Origin of the sequence: Kitasatospora sp. NPDC005856, assembly GCF_040629945.1 — a bacterium.
GTDB lineage: Bacteria > Actinomycetota > Actinomycetes > Streptomycetales > Streptomycetaceae > Kitasatospora.
In genome coordinates, this window is record NZ_JBEXWT010000002.1 from 127,164 (window position 1) to 146,278 (window position 19,115).

The window sequence follows — 19,115 nt, forward strand, 5'->3', positions numbered from 1 at the left end:
GTTCACCTATTCAGGTCAAGGGGAGGACCGGAGTTTACCAATTCACCTCCGGTGCCTTCCGGTTCCCGATCGGATATGGCTTTGGTGTCTTTCTTGACTTGGATTCCGTCCATCGTAGGATCGGCTCCGGCGCTAGCCTGGGTAGCAGCAGCACGTGACTCCCGTCACTGCCGTGCGCGACGGCGAGCAGTGCCGGGCAGTGGCAACACGTGGCGCAGCAGGACCAGACAGCAGCAGTAGGTGCCGTAGGTAGCAGAGAAGACACCGTGATCCGCCTTGTGAGGGAAGGATTCCCATGTCTGACATCCACGATGCAGCCGGCGTAGAGGCGAAGGCGGAGGGTTGCCCGGTGAACCACGGGCGGGCGCCGCACCCCACCCAGGGCGGCGGGAACCGCCAGTGGTGGCCGGAACGGCTCAACCTGAAGATCCTCGCGAAGAACCCGCCGGTGGCCAATCCGCTCGGTGGTGAATTCGACTACGCCGCGGCCTTCAGGACCCTCGACCTCCCGGCCGTCAAGCGGGACATCCAGGAGGCCCTGTCGACCTCGAAGGAATGGTGGCCGGCCGACTTCGGCTACTACGGCCCCTTCATCATCCGGATGGCCTGGCACAGCGCCGGCACGTACCGGATCAGCGACGGCCGCGGCGGCGCCGGCGGCGGCCAGCAGCGCTTCGCCCCGCTGAACAGCTGGCCCGACAACGCCAGCCTGGACAAGGCCCGCCGCCTGCTGTGGCCGGTGAAGAAGAAGTACGGGCGCGCCCTGTCCTGGGCCGACCTGATCATCCTGTCCGGCAACGTGGCCCTGGAGGGCATGGGCTTCCGGACCTTCGGCTTCGGCGGCGGCCGCGTCGACGAGTGGGAGCCGGACGAGGACGTCTACTGGGGCCCGGAGACCACCTGGCTCGGCGACGAGCGCTACACCGGCGACCGCGAGCTGGAGAACCCGCTGGCCGCCGTCCAGATGGGCCTGATCTACGTCAACCCCGAGGGCCCCAACGGCAACCCGGACCCGATCGCCGCCGCCCGCGACATCCGCGAGACCTTCTACCGGATGGCGATGGACGACGAGGAGACCGTCGCGCTGATCGCCGGCGGCCACACCTTCGGCAAGACCCACGGCGCCGGCCCGGCCGACAACGTCGGCCCGGCCCCCGAGGACGCCCCGATCGAGCAGCAGGGCCTCGGCTGGAAGAGCGGCTTCGGCACCGGCGTCGGCGCCGACGCGATCACCAGCGGCCTGGAGGGCACCTGGACGCCCACCCCGATCACCTGGGACAACAGCTTCTTCGAGACGCTGTTCGGCTACGAGTGGGAGCTCACCAAGAGCCCGGCCGGCGCCCACCAGTGGAAGCCCAAGGACGGCGGCGGCGAGGGCACCGTCCCGGACGCGCACGACCCGGGCAAGCGGCACGTGCCGATCATGCTCACCACCGACCTGTCGCTGCGCTTCGACCCGGTCTACGAGCCGATCTCCCGGCGCTTCCTGGAGAACCCGGAGGAGTTCGCCGACGCCTTCGCCCGCGCCTGGTACAAGCTGACCCACCGCGACATGGGCCCGGTGGTCCGCTACCTCGGCCCGGAGGTCCCCGGCGAGCACCTGCTCTGGCAGGACCCGCTGCCGGGCGTCACGTACCAGCCGATCGGCGCGGCCGACGTCGCCGACCTCAAGCGGCGGATCGCCGCCACCGGCCTGTCGGTGTCCGAGCTGGTCTCCACCGCCTGGGCGGCGGCCTCCTCCTTCCGCTCCAGCGACAAGCGCGGCGGCGCCAACGGCGGCCGCATCCGGCTCCAGCCGCAGATCGGCTGGCAGGTCAACGAGCCCGACCGGCTCGCCAGGGTGCTGCGCGCCCTCGAAGGCGTGCAGCAGGAGTTCGACGCGCAGGCCGGCGACAAGCGGGTCTCGCTCGCGGACCTGGTGGTGCTGGCCGGCGGCGTCGGCGTCGAGCAGGCCGCCAAGGCGGCCGGGCTGGCCGTCGAGGTGCCGTTCGCGCCCGGCCGGGTGGACGCGCCGCAGGAGCTGACCGACACCGAGTCCTTCGCCGCGCTGGAGCCCAAGGCGGACGGCTTCCGCAACTGGGTCGGCAAGGGCAACCGGCTGCCGGCCGAGTACCTGCTGCTCGACAAGGCCAACCTGCTGGGCGTCAGCGCGCCCGAGCTGACCGTCCTGGTCGGTGGCCTGCGCGTGCTGGGCGCCAACCACGGCGGCTCCACCCACGGTGTGTTCACCGAGACCCCCGGCGTGCTGACGAACGACTACTTCGTCAACCTGCTGGACCTGGACACCAGTTGGAAGGCCACCTCGGAGGACGCCCACACGTTCGAGGGCCGGGACGCATCGGGCCGGGTGCGGTGGAGCGGCACCCGCGCCGACCTGGTGTTCGGCTCGAACGCCGAACTGCGGGCCGTCGCCGAGGTGTACGCGGCCGACGACGCCAAGGAGAAGTTCGTCGAGGACTTCGTCGCGGCCTGGGTCAAGGTCATGAACGCGGACCGCTTCGACCTGGTGTGATCCGGCTGAAGCCGTAGCGGACGGGAGCCCGGGGGTATCGCCGCCCCCGGGCTCCCGTCCGTCCGCTCGGGCCTCCGCGTCCCGGGCTTCCGCGTCCCGGGCTTCCGCGTCCCGGGCTTCCGCTCTCAGGTCTCCCCGTCCTGCGGCTTCCGCTCCTCGGCCTTCCGCTCCGCTGCCCGGACCTGTTCGGTGAAGGTGTGCTCGTCGATCCGCTCGACCGTCGCCCCGTGCCGGGCGGCCAGCTCGTCCGCCGGCGCGGGCGAGGCCTCCCGCACCTCCAGCGCGAGCAGCGCCCCGCCGTCCGGCACCCGGGGCGAGAGCACGATCAGCGCGGCGCCGGCCTCGCTCGCGTAGTGCTCCTCGGCCGCGTTGCCCAGTGCCGCGCCCGCCGCGAAGCCGAGGAACGCGCCGACCGGCCCGCCCAGCAGACCCACCAGGCCGCCCAGCAGCCCCGATCCGACGGTCGCCACCCCGGCGCCCCGCCCGAAGGTGTCCTTCGCCTCCAGCACGCCGTCCGCACCGCGCTCCAGGGTCGCCGCGAACCGCAGGCCCGGCAGGCGCTGCGCCTCCTGGAAGGCCGGGCGCCAGGCACCGGCGTCGGGGAAGGTCAGCAGGACGACGTTGTGCTGGTCGCTCATCGCACTCCGATCGGGCCGGGGCCGCTGGTGGCCGGGCTTCCATCGTGACCCCCGGCGCGGGCCGCTGCCACCGCGGCGCCGCTCAGCGCGGCCCGTCCTCAGGGTGGTTGAAGAGCGGCCCGAGGTCCGGGGGGAGGCGATCGACCAGCAGGGCGACGGCCTCCTCCGGGGTGGTGGCGGTGTCGGGTGCCCCGGGCTCGTGCCACCGGCCGACGAGGTAGCGGCCGTCCTCCCGCGTCCGGGCGTGCGGGAGGCCCTCGTGGACCCGGGGGGACGAGGCGGACAGGCTGAAGTGCGGGTCGTAGTGGCTGGTCCGGGGGAAGAGGCGGCGCAGCCGGGGTTCGGCGCGGGCGGCGGCGACGTCGGGCAGGACGGGCCGGGGCTGAGGGGACCTCTGATCGTCGGACCGCATGGTGAGCGGTCCGCCCCGGCGGCTCCCGGAATCGAGCGTGTCAGACGTCCCGGTGACCGATGGCCGCCAACCCGCCCTCCCCGGCGGGGCGGAGGAGCCCTGATGGGTACGGCCGTCAGGCCCTGGCGCGGGCCGCGGCGCGCAGCCTGCGCCAGGTACGGCTGACGGCGGCCGGCCCGGTGCGTCCGGCGGCGGGGGCGCCGGGTTCCCAGTCCCGGGCCGCGTCGGTGAGGCTTTCGTCGGCGGCTCCGGCGGCTCCGGCGGCCCTGGCTGCTCCGGCGGTCGGGGGCCGCGGCCGGGCGGCCCGGGCGGCGCGCAGCAGGTCCTCCGGCCCGAGCGCGTCGAGCCTCGCCCGGGCGTGGTCGAGCAGGGTGGCGCAGGCCTCGCGGATCGCGGCCTCGCCGAGCGGACGGGCCGGGAGGCCGAGGCCCTCGGTCAACTGCCCTTCCAGGGCGGTGCGCAGGTCCTGCACGGAGAGGTCGCGGACGGTCAGCGACAGGTGGGCGGACAGGCCCCCGGCGCCGACCGCCCGGTGCGCGAAGCCGCGCGGGACGTAGAGCACGTCGCCGGGTTCGAGGACGCCGTGCAGACGCAGCGGGGAGCGCTCGTCGTCCGGGAGTTCGCCGAGCCGCCAGTCCGCCGTCGTCGGAGCGTCGTGGACGTACCAGGTCTTGCGCCCGGCGGCCTGGAGGACGAAGACGTCGGCGTCGTCGCGGTGCACCGCGAGGCCCTGGCCGCCGGCCGGGGTGACGAAGAAGAAGGCCTCCACCCGACGGTCGAGTTCCTCGGACAGCCGGGCCACCAGTTCGCCGGTCGGGCCGTGCCACTGGTCGACGCGGCGCAGCAGCAGCGTCGCCCCGCCGCGCAGCAGGGCCAGGACCTTCGTGCGGTCGGCGAAGCCGGGGTGGCTGACGCCGTTGATCACGCGTGCGGTGGTGAAGGCCTCGGGCGGGACGGTGACCTTGTCGGAGCGGACCATCTCCAGGTAGGGGGTGCGCAGCAGTCCGCTGTCGAAGGCGGCGTCCAGTTCGTCGAGGTCGAACGGCGGGGCGGGGGCTGCCGGGGCCGCCGGGGCCTTTCGGGCGAAGAGCGCGGGCTCGCGCTGCCACTGGCGGCCGGCGAAGCTCCGGACGTCGCCGACCCAGTCGGCCAGTGTGGGCGATTCCATGGTGTGTCCCGTGGTGTCAGGAAGTGTTCCGGGGCGGCCTTGCGGGGCGTTCCCGGGGAGGGGGCGCCATGAGCCCGGGGTGTCGGGGTGTCGGGGCGTCAGGCGCCGAGGACCCGGGCCTCGAACCGCACGGAGAGCAGCGAGCGCAGGGGCACCTGCGCCTCCTGCTGCGGGCTGTGGACGACCAGCCGGTTGTCCAGGGCGACGGTCAGCAGGCGCTCGGCCAGCGGCACCACCAGGTGCTTGGCCCAGCAGCGGGCGCCGTCGAAGCCGAAGGGCATGAACGCGGGTTCCTTCTCCGGATCCGCGACGTCCTCCCACCGTTCGGGGCGGAACTCCAGCGGGTCGGACCAGTAGTCCGGGTGGCGGTGCATCAGCAGCGGGAAGAGCGCGACGTCGTCCTCGGGGCGGATCTCGGGGTGCAGCGCGGTGTACGCGGTGCCGCCGTTGCGGTACAGCATCCAGGCCGGCGGGAGCAGCCGCAGCGTCTCCCAGAGGACGGCGGTGAGGTCGGCGCGGTGCTCCGGGAGACGCTGCGGGCCCATCAGCCACAGGGCGTTGCCGGCCAGTGCGGCCACGCCGTCGCAGAGGGTGGCCGTCGCCCGCCGGTACATCGCGACGGCTTGCTTGCGCTCCAGCGTGTCGTCGGCGCCGCGGATCAGCCCGGCCAGTGCGGTGCCGCCGTCCTGCCGTCCGTCCTGGTCGGGGGAGCCGGGCCAGCGGGTGACGGCGCGGTCGACGAGCCGGGAGAGGGCGTCGGAGCGGGTGACGCCGCGCTTCGACAGCAGCGAGACCGGCAGCGGGTCGGCGGAGAACAGCCAACGGCGCAGGTAGGAGGTGCCGGCGTAGGGCCAGGAGCCGGCCATCCCGCGCACCGGGGGCGGCGGATTGCGGATGCCCGCCATGGCGTCCTGCCCCAGTGCCCGGATCGTCCGGGTCGCGCTGTCATGGGGGATTTCGGCGCCGGCGGCGGGTTTGTAGACCGAGCGTTCGGTGGAAAGCACCGGGCGGGCCGCGACGATTTCGGCCATCAGCCGGGAGTCCGATACGCCCACCTTGCCCGGGTCGATCCGGAACACCTTCTCGTCCCTGGCCAGCAGGTCCCGAATCGTCGGGGCGAACACGACGCTACGGCTGCGCGCGGTGGCCGTCGCCATTTCTTCCATGGAAATCCGGCCTCCAATACGAAATGCCCGAGAAATTCGTTCGGTGCGGCGCGCGGGGAATTCTGGACGCGCCGCGACGCCGGCGGGAGACGTGGCCGACCCTCGCTCCCGCCGACGGCTGACGACGTCAGATGACGTGCAGCACCCACGCGTGGTTCGCGAGGTCCTCGTTCTTCTTGAACTTCTTGACGAGCGTCTTGATCATCTTCATGACTATTCTCCAATCCGGGGATTGCGGGCGCGGCGAGAATGTCGCACCCGGGCCGTCCGAGTTGTTCGACATTCCGTTGCCGGGTGCCGAACGGGTTCTTCTGTTCATGGACACTAACCGAAAGTTCGCCGCTCGGACACCCCTTCGGCAGAGGATTATGCAATCGCTGCGCCTTGTTAGCGGTCTATTCGATGGTCGAATCGTTATAACCCGTGGAAATCAAGGTGGGGGCGCGGAGCGGGAACGCGAAAGGACCCCGCGAAGTCGCGGGGCCCTTCTGCGCGTACGACGGGTACGGCGCGGTCGGTCAGGTGCCGAGCACGGCGGTCAGTTGTAGGTCGTGGTGACGGTGACGCCGCCGAAGCCCTGCTGGGCGTAGAGGCTGAAGAAGACGTAACCGGCCGGCGGGTTGGTGATGGTCAGGGTCTCACCGTTGCCGCTGGTGGTGGACTTGGCCTGGTACGCGCCGGTGGTGGCCCAGGAGCCGCTGTTGTAGTACAGGTCGGCGTTGCCGGTGCCGCCGCTGGTGGTGATGGTCAGCTGCTTCACGCCGGCCGGCAGGTTCAGGTAGCCGTAGTTGTAGTTCCCGGTGGTGGCGGCGACGTTGTCGCGGCGGCAGTTCTTGTCGAACTGCCGGGTGTCGGCGGCGGTGCACAGGGGGGCCTGGGTGGTGGGCAGCGAGCCGCAGTTGTCGGCGCCGCACTGCTTGAGCCAGGCGGCGAAGTCGGCGTCGTACGAGGTGCCGATGGTGGTCTTCAGCAGGGTGCGGGCGCCGTTCCAGTCACCCGCGCGGTACTTGGCGAGCAGCGCGTCGACGTCCTGCGGGTGCGACTGCAGCATGTAACGGACGGCCAGGTAGCCCCAGTTGTAGGTCCGGGTGGAGTCCGAGTTGTCGTAGGTGGTGTCGAACAGGGTGCTCAGGGCGTAGGTGCCCTTGGCGGCCTGGGCTACCGCCGCGTCGTAGTGCTCGCCGCGGTAGCTGTAGGAGACGTACTCGGCGAGGCCCTCGACCCACCAGATGGTCGGGGTGGTCATGCCCGCCTCGAAGTCGCCGTACATGTCGTAGCGGCCGTCGAGGTAGTGGGTGTACTCGTGGTTGAGGTTCCAGATCTGGAACTGGGGGCGCAGCCAGGAGGCCTCGTGGGCGATGAAGCGGGCCTGGTTGCCGGCCACGGCCGGGTTGCCCTCCTCGTACATGCCGCCGTTGTCGACGTCGATCTTGTACATCTCCCAGGCGTACAGGCTGTAGTTGTAGTAGTCGTCGAAGGCGACGACCTCGAGGTTGGTGTTGTTGTCGTTGGCGACCGGGCCGTTGTCCTTCACGATCTTGTGGAAGAACGCGTCCTGGTTGATCAGGCTGGTGCAGGTGTCGGCGAGCTGCTGCGCGGTCATGTCCTGGGCACGGATGCGCAGGTTGGCGTTGCAGGTGTGGTCGACGGTGAGCACCAGCGGGACGAGCTTGGCCGGGACGTCACAGGTGCCGTAGAGGGAACAGTTGCCCTCGTCCTTCTTCTCCGTGAACCAGAGCAGGTTCATGGTGAGCGGACCGGTGTTGCCGACCAGCGGGTAGCGGTTGATCAGGTCCTTGAGGATCGGTCGGCCCTGGGGGCGCAGCTCCTCGTGGGCGACCAGGTTGCCCAGCTGGATGCCGATCTTGGTGACCACGTCGCCGCCGTTGATCAGGCTGCTGTTGCGGGTGACGAAGGAGGCCGTGGTGGTGGCGAACGTGGGGTCGGCCTGGAGGGCGGAGATGAACTCCGGCAGGTCGAAGCCGTTCACGATGACGGTCTCGGTGTTGGCCACGGCGGCGGTCATCGCGGCGGGCCAGCTGCCGGTGTAGTCGTTCAGCAGCCGCTTGACGACGCCGGTGTAGCGGGCGTTCTCCTGGGCGCTGTCGATCAGGGTGACGGCCTCGGCGAGGGTGTCGCCGTTGGCGTCGCTGATGTCCCTGGTGCGCGGGGCCGCGAAGAAGGAGTCCAGCGCGCCGCGGATGGCGGTCTTGAGGCTGTCGCCGTACGGGCCGACGGCGTCCTTGTTGTACCACTGGACGTAGTAGCCGGCCCGCAGGAAGAGCACCAGCTGCCCGGCCGAGGTGGAGTTGTCGCCGGGGTAGGTGGCGGCGGTGTCGCGCAGGGCGTTGGCGACGGTGACCATCTGGGCCTCGTTGAAGGCGCCCTTGGCGTCGTTGCCCTTGAGCTGGAACAGCGTGTTGACGCAGTCGAGCCCGGCCGACTTGACCTGCTGGACCAGCGCGGCACCGGACTTGCCGGTGAAGGCCGAGACGTCGCAGGCGGCCGCGGCGGAGAACTGCCGGGCCGCCTTGGCGGCGCCGACGGAGCTGCCCGCCGTCGGGGCGGTCGCCTTGGCCTGCTGGTCGGAGGCGAGCGGGCGGGCGTCCTTGGGGGTGTCCGGGGACTTGGGCACCGGGATGGTGCGCGGAGCGGCCTTCCCGGCCGAGGCGGAGGGGGCGGCCGAGGTGGCCGGGTTCCCGGCCGGTGCGGCGCCCGGGGTTCCGGCGGCCTGTGCGGCCGGCGCGAACAGGCCGAGCGAGAGGAGGAGCGCGGTGCCGAGCGCGGGGAGTCTGCGCGCGGCGTCCTTCGCCATCGAGGAGGGACGCATCTGTGGGGGCCTCCGGGGCCGTCGAGGGTGGGGGCTGCCGTGCTGCGTGGGGCGCACGGGCCTTGCGGTGTGACATGTAAAATGGCACAACGGGGAACGCGGAGGGAAGGCCCGGGAACGGATTGGCGGTCGGCGAGACCGAAACGTTGTCAGGTTCGCGTGGGCGTCGGGTCCGTGAGGGCGTCGAATGCTCGCGGATGCCCTGTCTGTCCCGATCTGCCTGGCCTACCTGGCCTACCTGGTCTGCCCGGTCTGCCCGGTCTGTCTGGTCTGCCGATCTGCCCGGGCGTCAGGTCCGCACGAGCGGCCGGGGGGTGAGCGCCGCGAACTCCAGCGGCGCCGACGGGTCCACCGACAGGTCCGCCGGGGCCGGCTCCGCACCCGCGCGGACCAGCAGGTCCCCGGCCGCCGCCACCATCGCGCCGTTGTCGGTGCACAGCCGCAGCGGCGGCACCCGCAGCGCGATCCCGGCCGCCGCGCACCGCTGCTCGGCCAGCGCCCGCACCCGGGAGTTGGCCGCCACCCCGCCGACCACCACCAGGGTGTCGATCCCGTGGTCCACGCAGGCCCGCACCGCCTTGCGGGTCAGCACGTCGGCGATCGCCTCCTGCAGCGCGGCCGCCGCGTCCGGCACTCGCGGCTCGTGCCGGGCCTCCACCCAGCGGGCGGCGGCGGTCTTCAGCCCGGAGAAGGAGAACGCGTACGGGTCGTCCCGCGGCCCGGTCAGCGGGCGCGGCAGCCGGACGGCCGTCGGGTCGCCCCCGCGTGCGGCGCGGTCGATCGCCGGGCCGCCCGGGTAGGGGAGCCCCAGGATCCGGGCGACCTTGTCGAAGCACTCGCCGGCCGCGTCGTCCAGGGTGTCGCCGAGGTGGACGATCGGGTCGCGGGCGAGGTCGCGCACCAGCAGGAGCGAGGTGTGGCCGCCGGAGACGATGAGCACCACGCAGGGGTCGGGCAGCGGCCCGCCGTCCAGGGTGGCCACGGCGACGTGCCCGGCGAGGTGGTGCACCCCGTACAGCGGAACGCCCAGCGAGAAGGCGTACCCCTTGGCGGCGGCCACGCCCACCTGCAGCGCCCCCGCCAGCCCCGGGCCGGTGGTCACCGCGACCGCTCCGACGTCCGCCAGGGTGAGCCCGGCCCGGTCCAGCGCCTCCCGGACCACCGGCGCCATCGCGTGGACGTGCGCCCGGGCGGCGATCTCGGGCACCACCCCGCCGTACCGGGCGTGCTCGTCCATCGAGGAGGCCACCGCCTGCCCGAGCAGCACGCCGTCGCGCACCAGGCCCGCGCCGGTCTCGTCGCAGGAGGACTCGATGCCCAGCACCACCGGCGACCCTGTCATAGCCACTCACCCTTGTCGGTCATTACATGGAACGGTGACCATTGTGCCCGACGGGGAGTGAGGAATAAGCAGGAGCCCATGCTTCGTTCTTGCAACTGATACGCAATAGTGTTGTCCCGGCACGATCACCACCGTTCAACCCGCCGAAAGGGGCCGTGTCCTGATGGGCACCTACACGCTTCCCGACCTGCCGTACGACTACTCCGCGCTGGAGCGGGCGATGTCGGCCGAGATCCTGGAGCTGCACCACTCCAAGCACCACGCCGCCTACGTCAAGGGCGCCAACGACACCCTCGACCAGCTGGCCGAGGCCCGCGACAAGGAGCAGTTCGGCGGCCTGGTCGGACTGCAGAAGACCTTCGCCTTCCACCTGTCGGGCCACGTGCTGCACTCGCTGTTCTGGCAGAACCTCTCGCCCGAGGGCGGCGACCGCCCCGAGGGCGAGCTGGCCGACGCCATCACCGAGCACTTCGGCAGCTTCGAGGCCTTCAAGAAGCAGCTCACCAACGCCACCACCGGCGTGCAGGGCTCCGGTTGGGGCATCCTGTCCTGGGAGCCGCTCGGGCAGCGCCTGATCGTCGAGCAGGTCTACGACCACCACGGCAACGTCGGCCAGAACACCACCCCGCTGCTGGCCTTCGACGCGTGGGAGCACGCCTACTACCTGCAGTACCGCAACGTCCGCCCGGACTACGTCACCCGCCTGTGGGACGTCGTCAACTGGCAGGACGTGTCGGACCGCTTCGCGGCCGTCAAGAGCGCCTGACCCGCATCGGGTGACCTCGGACGACCCGCGCCGGATGCCCCACATCGGGTGATCCGCATCGGGTGGCGGAAGGTTCCGGGCCGGTCGGGCGGTCCGGGGCCTTTCCCCTTCCTCCCACGGGAGTTGTCCGCGAAGGGAGCCGCATCCGGACACGGCCGGTGCACCCCGCCGCAGGCTGGACGCCACCCGTCGTTCGCCCGCCGGTCGCATGCGCTCCCTACGCTCGCTCGGACCACCGCCGGTGACCGGCCGGCAACGGCCTCCCGGCCCGTCCGCTGCCGTCGCCGCAGCTGTTGCTGCCGCCGCTGCTGAGCGAAAGGGCGCCCGATGGCCCCGCGTCTCTCCCTCGTCGTCCCGATCTACAACGTCGAGCGCTACCTCCGGGAGTGCCTGGACTCGATCGCGGCGCAGACCTTCGGGGACTTCGAGTGCGTCATGGTCGACGACGGCTCGACCGACGGCGGCCCGGTCATCGCCGAGCAGTACGCCGAACGGGACCCGCGCTTCCGACTGGTCCGCCAGGACAACCAGGGCCTGGGCGCCGCCCGCAACACCGGCTGGCGCCACCTCACCCCCGGCACCGAGTACCTGGCCTTCGTCGACAGCGACGACACCCTGCCACCGCACGCCTACCAGCTGATGACCGGCACCCTGGACGAGACCGGCTCCGACTTCGCCGCCGGCAACGCGCTGCGCCTGCGCACCACCGGCCTCAGCCCCTCGCACGGCCACCGCCGCCCGTTCCGCGAGACCCGGCTGCGCACCCACATCAGCGAACTGCCCGCCCTGGTCACCGACCGCACCGCCTGGAACAAGGTCTACCGGCGCTCCTTCTTCGACGGCGCCGGCCTGCTCTACCCCGAGGGCATCCTGTACGAGGACGCCCCGGTCAGCGTGCCCCACCACTTCCTCGCCGCACGCGTCGACGTGCTCGCCGACCCGGTCTACCACTGGCGGGTGCGCGAGGACGGCGACCTCTCCATCACCCAGAAGAAGACCGACCCGCGCGGCCTGGTCGACCGGGTCCGCTCGATGGAACTCGTCCGCGAGTGGCTGCTCGCCCGCCCCGAACCCGCCTTCGCCGACCACCTGGGCGCCTACGACCGCAACTGCCTGGTCGAGGAGATCCCGATGTTCTTCTGGACCGTCCCGGACGGCGACCGCGCCTACCGCGCCGCCTACCAGCAGCACGTCACCCGCCTCCTGCGGGCCATCGGCCCCGAGGCCCAGGCCGGCCTCAGCCCCCAGCTGCGCCTCAAGTACCGCCTCACCCAAGCCGACTCGATGCCCGCCTTCGTCGCCGTCCAGCGCGCCCACCGCCTCGCCCGCCGCACCCGCCAGGCCCTCCGCAAGGGCTGAGGTCGGCCACAGCGGTCTCCGCCCCGGCCGTGCTCGCGTTCCCGCGCGCCGGTCGCCGACACGCGTCACCCTCCACGGCTGCCGGCCGCGGCGGAGGTTCCCGCCGCGGCCGGGGAGCCCGACACGGTGGTCAGTGCGACCACGGCGAGGCCCAGGACTCCCGCCGTCTTCGCCGCCTTCAGGCGATCACTTCGCCCTCACCTTCTCCGGCCCCGACCGGCAGGCCGGAGCGTTGCCGGCAGGGGTGGCCCCCGCGGCTGCGAGACACCCGGGGGCGGTCATGGCCCTACTGGAAGTGAACGGTGCCGGGCGGCGGGGCCGGCAGGCAGTCCGGGCCCGATCCGTCCAGCAGACCTGCCGTGATCACGCCGTAGGCGTGGGAGGGGTCGGTCTTGGCGAGGGGGAAGCCCACCATGAGCAGCTTGCCGGCGGGGATCTTGCCGGGGCGGATGTGGAGAACGGTCTTGCCGTCCTCCCCACTGATGTCCCAGCCGTCGGCCGGCAGGCTGATGTCGCCGGGGGAGGGGTGCGCCGAGCCGGGCGGGGCCGAGCGCGGCGTTTCGCCGCGGGGCGGCTCCGGGTTCGGGGAGGTGGACGGGGACGAGGACGGGCTGGGGGACGCGGTCGGGTCGGGACTGCCCCACGGGGTGGCGCAGTCGGGGTCACCGGCCAGCACGCGGCTGTGCACGCCGATGCGGTCCAGGTCCTTCTGCAGCTTGCCCAGGTCGATCTTCCCGGCCGGGTTGACGATGGTGAGTTTGACGAGGTCGTTCCCGTCGTTCTGCAGGGTGTAGGCGGCCGCGGGCTGGCTCGGCAGCACGGTCAGGGCGACGCCTGCCACGGCGGCGGCCAGACCCGAGGCCAAACCGACCGGGATCCAGCGCACGCGGGCGCCACGGCGGGGTCGGGCCGTGGCCGAGTGGTCGGGGTGCGGGCTTTCCGCCCGCTGCTGGACATGGTTCTTGAGCTCGTGCATCAACCGCTCCTCGAAGCGTTCGGCGTTCATTCAGGCCTCCACAAGGGACGAGGGGGACGGAGCGGATCCGGGATTGGCGCCGGGCTGCTGGAGGGCCTTGCGAGCCCGGTGCAGCCGGACCCGGGCAGCCACGGTGCTGATACCGAGTGCCTTGGCGGCCTCGGAGACGCTCAGACCGTCGACCGCCACCAGTTCCAGCACCTCCCGCAGTCGGCGCGGCAGCAGAGCGATGCGTTCCAGCAAGTGCCGCGAGGCGCGCTCGGCGTCGATGCGCTCCTCCAGCCGTGCGATGTCATCGCCGTCCAGCAGCCGGTGGCCGGCTATGCGGCCCTCGGCCGCCCAGATCCGCGCCGCGCGCCGCTCCTGGGACGCGGCCACGTTGCGGGCGATGCCGTGCAGCCAGGCGATCGGAGTGCCCAGCTGCGGCCGGTACCCGCCGGCGGCGGAGATCGCCGCGAGGAAGACCTCGGTGACCAGGTCGGCCGCGGCGTGCGGGTCCCGGGTCCGCCGGGTCGCGTACCGCAGCACCGCTTGCACGTGCTCACGGTAGAAAGCCTCGAACGCTTCCGGATCCTCACCGATCCGCGCGACCATGCCGTGGTCCGGCGGTTTCCTCACATCGACTCCCTTGTCTGTCCGTCCCCCATCTCCTCTTGGTGGTGCACGGCAGGAGCGTTACATCCGAACCCGGATCGACTTCGAGGCCCGGTACGCAGAGGGCTGCGGTGGAGTTCGAGTACCCCGAGAACCGACGAAGCGCCGTGCCCCACGCAGGGTGGGGCACGGCGCTCGACGTGTGCGTTCCGGGTCAGCCGAAGAAGGCGTCCAGGATCTGTTGGGCGGCCGATCCGGCCGGGAGGGTGCCGGCGCGGACCTGGGTCTCCAACTCGGGGGTCAGGCGCCGTACTTCCGGGTTCTCGTGGAGGCGGGCGTAGAGCTGGTCGTGGACCATGGACCAGGTCCACTCCACCTGTTGGTCGCGGCGCTTCGCGGCCAGGGCGCCGGTGGCGTCGAGGACCTTGCGGTGCTGCTGGAGGCGGTCCCACAGCACGTCCAGCCCGGCGCCGTCGCGGCCGCTGCACGTCAGCACGGGGGGCGTCCACGCCGCGTCCGGGGGCTGCAACAGCCGCAGGGCGCCCGCGAGTTCGCGGGCCGCCGCCTTGGCGTCGGTCTCGTGCGGGCCGTCCGCCTTGTTGACGGCGATGACGTCCGCGAGCTCCAGGACGCCCTTCTTGATGCCCTGCAGCTGGTCGCCGGTCCGCGCCAGGCTGAGCAGCAGGAAGGTGTCGACCATCCCCGCCACCGCCGTCTCGGACTGGCCGACGCCCACCGTCTCGATCAGCACGACGTCGTACCCCGCCGCCTCCATCACCACCATGGACTCGCGGGTGGCCTTGGCGACCCCGCCCAGCGTCCCCGAGGTCGGGGACGGCCGGACGAATGCCGCGGGGTCGACGGCGAGGCGCTCCATCCGGGTCTTGTCGCCCAGGATCGAGCCGCCCGTCCGGCTGGACGTCGGGTCGACGGCGAGCACCGCGACCCGGTGCCCCTGGCCGGTCAGCATCGTCCCGAAGGAGTCGATGAAGGTCGACTTGCCGACGCCGGGCACCCCCGTGATGCCCACCCGGACCGCCCCGCCGGCGTGCGGCAGCAGCCGCTGGAGCAGCTGCTGCGCGAGCACGCGGTGGTCGGGCCGGGTGGATTCGACGAGGGTGACGGCGCGCGCGATCCAGGCGCGCGAGCCGTCCAGTACGCCCGTCACGTAGCTGTCGAGGTCGATCGTCCGCGGAGGCATGGGATCAGGCGATCACAGCTCGTGGCCGAGGTCGGCCGCCAGGGACTTCAGCAGGTCGTACGCCGCGTCCGGGATGACCGTCCCCGGCGGGAAGACCGCCGCCGCGCCCGCCTCGTACAGGGCGTCGAAGTCCTGCGGCGGGATCACGCCGCCGACCACGATGGTGATGTCCTCCCGGCCCGCCGCGGCGAGTTCGGCGCGCAGCGCGGGCACCAGCGTCAGGTGCCCGGCGGCCAGCGAGGACACGCCGACGATGTGGACGTCCGCCTCGACGGCCTGGCGGGCGACCTCGGCCGGGGTCTGGAACAGCGGGCCGACGTCCACCGTGAAGCCGAGGTCGGCGAAGGCGGTGGCGATCACCTTCTGGCCGCGGTCGTGGCCGTCCTGGCCCATCTTGGCGACCAGGATGCGCGGACGGCGGCCCTCGGCCTCCTCGAACCGCTCGACCAGGTCACGGGTGCGCTGGAGGGAGGCCGACGGGCCCGCTTCGTCTCGGTACACACCCGAGATGGTACGGATCTGGCCGGAGTGGCGGCCGTACACCTTCTCCAGGGCGTCGGAGATCTCGCCGACGGTGGCCTTGGCCCGGGCCGCGTTGACGGCCAGGTGCAGCAGGTTGCCGTCCAGCGAGCCGCCGCGCTGCGGACCGGCCTCGGCGGCCGCCGTCAGGGCGCGCAGGGCGTCCTGGCAGGCGGTCTCGTCGCGCTCCTCGCGCAGCCGGCGCAGCTTCTCGATCTGCCGTGCCCGCACCGAGGAGTTGTCGACCTTGAGCACGTCGATCTGCTCGTCGTTCTCCACCCGGTACTTGTTGACGCCGATCACCGGCTGGCGGCCGGAGTCGATCCGCGCCTGGGTGCGGGCGGCGGCCTCCTCGACGCGCAGCTTGGGGATGCCCGCGTCGATGGCCTTGGCCATGCCGCCGGCCGCCTCGACCTCCTGGATGTGCTCCCAGGCCCGCGCGGCGAGGTCGTGGGTGAGCTTCTCGACGTACGCGGAGCCGCCCCACGGGTCGATCACCCGGCAGGTGCCCGACTCCTGCTGGAGCAGCAGCTGGGTGTTGCGGGCGATGCGGGCGGAGAAGTCGGTGGGCAGGGCGAGCGCCTCGTCCAGGGCGTTGGTGTGCAGCGACTGGGTGTGGCCCTGGGTCGCGGCCATCGCCTCCACACACGTACGCGTCACGTTGTTGAACACGTCCTGGGCGGTGAGCGACCAGCCCGAGGTCTGCGAATGGGTGCGCAGCGACAGGGACTTGGGGTTCTTCGGGTCGAACTGCTTGACCAGCTTGGCCCAGAGCAGCCGAGCCGCGCGCAGCTTGGCGACCTCCATGAAGAAGTTCATGCCGATCGCCCAGAAGAACGACAGCCGCGGCGCGAAGGCGTCCACGTCCAGGCCCACGTCCAGGCCCGCGCGCAGGTACTCCACCCCGTCGGCCAGGGTGTAGGCCAGCTCCAGGTCGGCGGTCGCACCGGCCTCCTGGATGTGGTAGCCGGAGATGGAGATCGAGTTGTACCGGGGCATCTTCTGCGAGGTGTACGCGAAGATGTCCGAGATGATCCGCATCGACGGCTGCGGCGGGTAGATGTAGGTGTTGCGGACCATGAACTCCTTGAGGATGTCGTTCTGGATGGTCCCCGCCAGCTTCTCCGGCGGTACGCCCTGCTCCTCGGCCGCGACGATGTACAGCGCGAGCACCGGGAGCACGGCGCCGTTCATGGTCATCGACACCGACATCTTGTCCAGCGGGATGCCGTCGAACAGCTGGCGCATGTCGTAGATCGAGTCGATCGCCACACCCGCCATGCCGACGTCGCCGGTGACGCGCGGGTGGTCGCTGTCGTAGCCGCGGTGGGTCGGCAGGTCGAAGGCGACCGACAGGCCCTTCTGGCCGGCCGCGAGGTTGCGGCGGTAGAAGGCGTTGGACTCCTCGGCGGTGGAGAAGCCCGCGTACTGGCGGACGGTCCAGGGCTGGTTGACGTACATGGTCGGGTAGGGCCCGCGCAGGTACGGGGCGATGCCCGGGTAGGTCTCCAGGAAGTCCAGGCCGGCCAGGTCGGCCCCGGTGTACAGCGGCTTGACGCCGATGCCCTCGGGGGTGTCCCAGAGCAGCTCGTCGACGTCCTTGCCGGTGGACTGGCGCCAGGCCGCCTGCCACTGCTCGCCGGTGACGCCCGCGCCGTCCGGGACGACGGCGTCACCGTCCAGTCCGATTCCGGTGAAGTCGGGGATCATCGAGTGGCTCCGATCTGGTCCAGCAGGGAGGTCAGGACGGCAACCGCGTCGCCCCCCGCGAAGATGAACTCGTCCACTCCGGCCGGGAGTTCCCCGAGCCGTCCGGCCAGCAGCACCTTCGCGGCGCCGGCCGCCTTCAGGGCCTGGGCGACGGACGAGGCGTGCTCGGCGTACAGGGCGTCGCTGGAGCAGAGGCAGGCGGCGGTGGCGCCGGAGGCCCGGAAGGCCGCGGCGAAGGCCGCCGGGTCGACGGACTCGGCCGAGACCGTCGCGATGCCGCCCGCCTGGAACAGGTTGGCGGCGAAGGTGGTGCGCGCGGTGTGCGCGGAGGCGCTGCCGATCGAGGCGAGGAAGAGGGCCGGGCGGGCGCCGTCCGCGGCGAGCCGGGCGTCCGAGCGGTCCCGCAGCGCCTCGTAGGCCCCGGCGCGGCGCACCCGCGGCAGCCCGCCGCCGAGCGCGGCCGGGGCCGGCTCGCGGACCAGCGGCTGCTCGTCCAGGTGCGGGAACTCGCTGACGCCGGTGATCGGTTCGCGCCGCTTGGCGATCCGTACGGACCGCTCCGCCCAGGTCGCGGCGATCCGCTCGCCGACGAGGCCGGACTCCAGGGAGGCGCGCAGGCCGCCGGCCCGATCGATCTCCTGGAACCAGGCCCAGGCGGCCCGCGCCAGTTCGTCGGTCAGCTGCTCGACGTACCAGGAGCCGCCGGCCGGGTCGATCACCCGGGCCAGGTGGGACTCCTCCAGCAGGATCGCCTGGGTGTTGCGGGCGATCCGGCGGGCGAAGGCGTCCGGCAGGCCGAGCGCGCTGTCGAAGGGCAGCACGGTGACGGAGTCGGCGCCGCCGACCCCGGCGGCCAGGCAGGCGACCGTGGTGCGCAGCATGTTCACCCACGGGTCGCGGGCGGTCATCATCACCCGGGAGGTGACGGCGTGCTGGCGCTGCGCCGAGGCTGCCGCGCCGGCCCCCGAGACCTCGGCGACCCGGGCCCAGAGGCGGCGCGCGGCACGGAACTTGGCGATGCCGAGGAACTGGTCGCCGTCCGCGGCGTAGCGGAACTCCAGCTGGCCGAGCGCCTCGTCCACCGAGAGTCCGGCGGCGGTCAGCGCGCGCAGGTAGGCGACACCGGTGGCCAGCGAGCAGCCCAGCTCCTGGGCGGGGGAGGCGCCGGCCTCGTGGTACGGGAGGGCGTCCACGGTGAGCGCCCGCAGGCCGGGGTACCCGGCGGCGCAGCGGGCGGCCAGCGCGGTGGCCGCGGCGAGCAGCGCGTCGGTGCGGGCGCTCTGGCCGGTGCGGGCCTGGAGACCGAGCGGGTCGGCGCCGAGGTTGCCGGCGGCGGCGCCGGGGGAGACCTCGCGCTCCTCGTAGAGACGGAACAACTGCTCGGCGGCGTCGGCGAATTCGGGTCCGGCGTCGAGCGCCACGGCGGCCAGGTCCAGGTACACCCCGGACAGCGCCTCGGGCAGGGCGTCCACCGGGAGGCCCGCGCCGCCCAGTTCCAGCCAGAGCGAGCTCACCCCGTGCTCCAGGTCGGCCAGCACGGCCTCGTTGGTGCGCCGGCGGTCCGGGTCGGCGTGCCGCTGGCGGACGTCCCAGCCCGCCACGGCGGAGCCCTGCGGCCGGCTGCCGCGCACGAAGGGCGGGAAGCCCGGGTAGCCGGGGTCGGCGGCGGTGTCCTCGCCGGTGTACAGCGGGCGGGCGCTCAGCCCGTCCTGGAGCCGGGTGGTGAGCGCCTGCTCGGCGGCGGGGCCGTCCTCGGGCTCGGCACCGGACTTGCGCAGCACGCCCTGGACGAGCTGCTGCCACTGCTCACGGTGCGCGGCCGGGAACTCGGCTGCGAGGGGGAGCCCTTCGGGCGGGACCTTCATGTGCGCAGGTTAGCGCCCGTTCGCGGGGCCGCAGGAGGGGGATTCCGTGTGACCTTT

At 72.4% G+C, this 19,115-nt stretch carries 15 protein-coding genes; 3 read left to right on the forward strand and 12 right to left on the reverse strand.

Going from position 1 to position 19,115, the window contains the following annotated elements:
- Positions 1-295 precede the first annotated feature (295 nt).
- Positions 296-2,512, forward strand: a complete 2,217-nt coding sequence (katG, locus tag ABZ449_RS03045; RefSeq protein ID WP_360339180.1) for a catalase/peroxidase HPI — start codon at positions 296-298, stop codon at positions 2,510-2,512.
- Positions 2,513-2,637: 125 nt separating this feature from the next.
- Here the strand turns inward: katG and ABZ449_RS03050 are convergent, their stop codons facing one another.
- From ABZ449_RS03050 to tsaD, 7 genes are all read right to left on the reverse strand, one after another.
- Complete coding sequence (locus ABZ449_RS03050) at positions 2,638-3,150, reverse strand: histidine kinase (RefSeq protein WP_360339183.1); 513 nt, start codon at positions 3,148-3,150, stop codon at positions 2,638-2,640.
- An 82-nt stretch (positions 3,151-3,232) separates the two neighbouring features.
- Positions 3,233-3,562 carry a DUF6193 family natural product biosynthesis protein gene (locus tag ABZ449_RS03055; RefSeq protein ID WP_360339186.1) on the reverse strand — a complete coding sequence of 110 codons (330 nt, stop codon included), beginning with the start codon at positions 3,560-3,562 and terminating at the stop codon, positions 3,233-3,235.
- Between the two features lie 115 nt (positions 3,563-3,677).
- Complete coding sequence (locus ABZ449_RS03060) at positions 3,678-4,730, reverse strand: cupin domain-containing protein (protein ID WP_360339189.1); 1,053 nt, start codon at positions 4,728-4,730, stop codon at positions 3,678-3,680.
- Positions 4,731-4,828: 98 nt separating this feature from the next.
- Complete coding sequence (locus ABZ449_RS03065; protein WP_360339192.1) at positions 4,829-5,887, reverse strand: cytochrome P450; 1,059 nt, start codon at positions 5,885-5,887, stop codon at positions 4,829-4,831.
- A 136-nt stretch (positions 5,888-6,023) separates the two neighbouring features.
- A complete protein-coding gene (locus tag ABZ449_RS03070; RefSeq protein ID WP_360339195.1) occupies positions 6,024-6,221 on the reverse strand; it encodes a hypothetical protein in 198 nt (65 codons plus the stop codon).
- A 213-nt stretch (positions 6,222-6,434) separates the two neighbouring features.
- A complete protein-coding gene (locus ABZ449_RS03075; RefSeq protein WP_360339198.1) occupies positions 6,435-8,726 on the reverse strand; it encodes a M9 family metallopeptidase in 2,292 nt (763 codons plus the stop codon).
- Positions 8,727-9,015: 289 nt separating this feature from the next.
- Positions 9,016-10,068, reverse strand: a complete 1,053-nt coding sequence (tsaD, locus tag ABZ449_RS03080; protein WP_360339201.1) for a tRNA (adenosine(37)-N6)-threonylcarbamoyltransferase complex transferase subunit TsaD — start codon at positions 10,066-10,068, stop codon at positions 9,016-9,018.
- 163 nt (positions 10,069-10,231) lie between these two features.
- Between tsaD and ABZ449_RS03085 the strand changes: the two genes are divergently transcribed.
- Complete coding sequence (locus ABZ449_RS03085; protein ID WP_224280740.1) at positions 10,232-10,834, forward strand: superoxide dismutase; 603 nt, start codon at positions 10,232-10,234, stop codon at positions 10,832-10,834.
- A 327-nt stretch (positions 10,835-11,161) separates the two neighbouring features.
- Positions 11,162-12,193 (forward strand): glycosyltransferase family 2 protein, encoded by a 1,032-nt coding sequence (locus ABZ449_RS03090; protein ID WP_360339204.1) that lies wholly within the window; start codon positions 11,162-11,164, stop codon positions 12,191-12,193.
- A 286-nt stretch (positions 12,194-12,479) separates the two neighbouring features.
- On the opposite strand, the gene ABZ449_RS03095 is transcribed toward ABZ449_RS03090, so the two are convergent.
- From ABZ449_RS03095 to ABZ449_RS03115, 5 genes are all read right to left on the reverse strand, one after another.
- Positions 12,480-13,199, reverse strand: a complete 720-nt coding sequence (locus ABZ449_RS03095; RefSeq protein ID WP_360339207.1) for a hypothetical protein — start codon at positions 13,197-13,199, stop codon at positions 12,480-12,482.
- Positions 13,200-13,787: an RNA polymerase sigma factor gene (locus ABZ449_RS03100; RefSeq protein WP_360339210.1), complete on the reverse strand. Its 588-nt coding sequence runs from the start codon at positions 13,785-13,787 to the stop codon at positions 13,200-13,202. It abuts the gene before it with no gap.
- A 190-nt stretch (positions 13,788-13,977) separates the two neighbouring features.
- On the reverse strand, positions 13,978-14,964 hold the full coding sequence (meaB, locus tag ABZ449_RS03105; RefSeq protein WP_360339213.1) for a methylmalonyl Co-A mutase-associated GTPase MeaB: 987 nt from the start codon (positions 14,962-14,964) through the stop codon (positions 13,978-13,980).
- 12 nt (positions 14,965-14,976) lie between these two features.
- Complete coding sequence (scpA, locus tag ABZ449_RS03110; protein WP_360339216.1) at positions 14,977-17,193, reverse strand: methylmalonyl-CoA mutase; 2,217 nt, start codon at positions 17,191-17,193, stop codon at positions 14,977-14,979.
- Positions 17,190-19,058 (reverse strand): methylmalonyl-CoA mutase family protein, encoded by a 1,869-nt coding sequence (locus ABZ449_RS03115; protein WP_360339219.1) that lies wholly within the window; start codon positions 19,056-19,058, stop codon positions 17,190-17,192. Before ABZ449_RS03115 ends, scpA begins: the two co-directional genes overlap by 4 nt.
- Positions 19,059-19,115 lie beyond the last annotated feature (57 nt).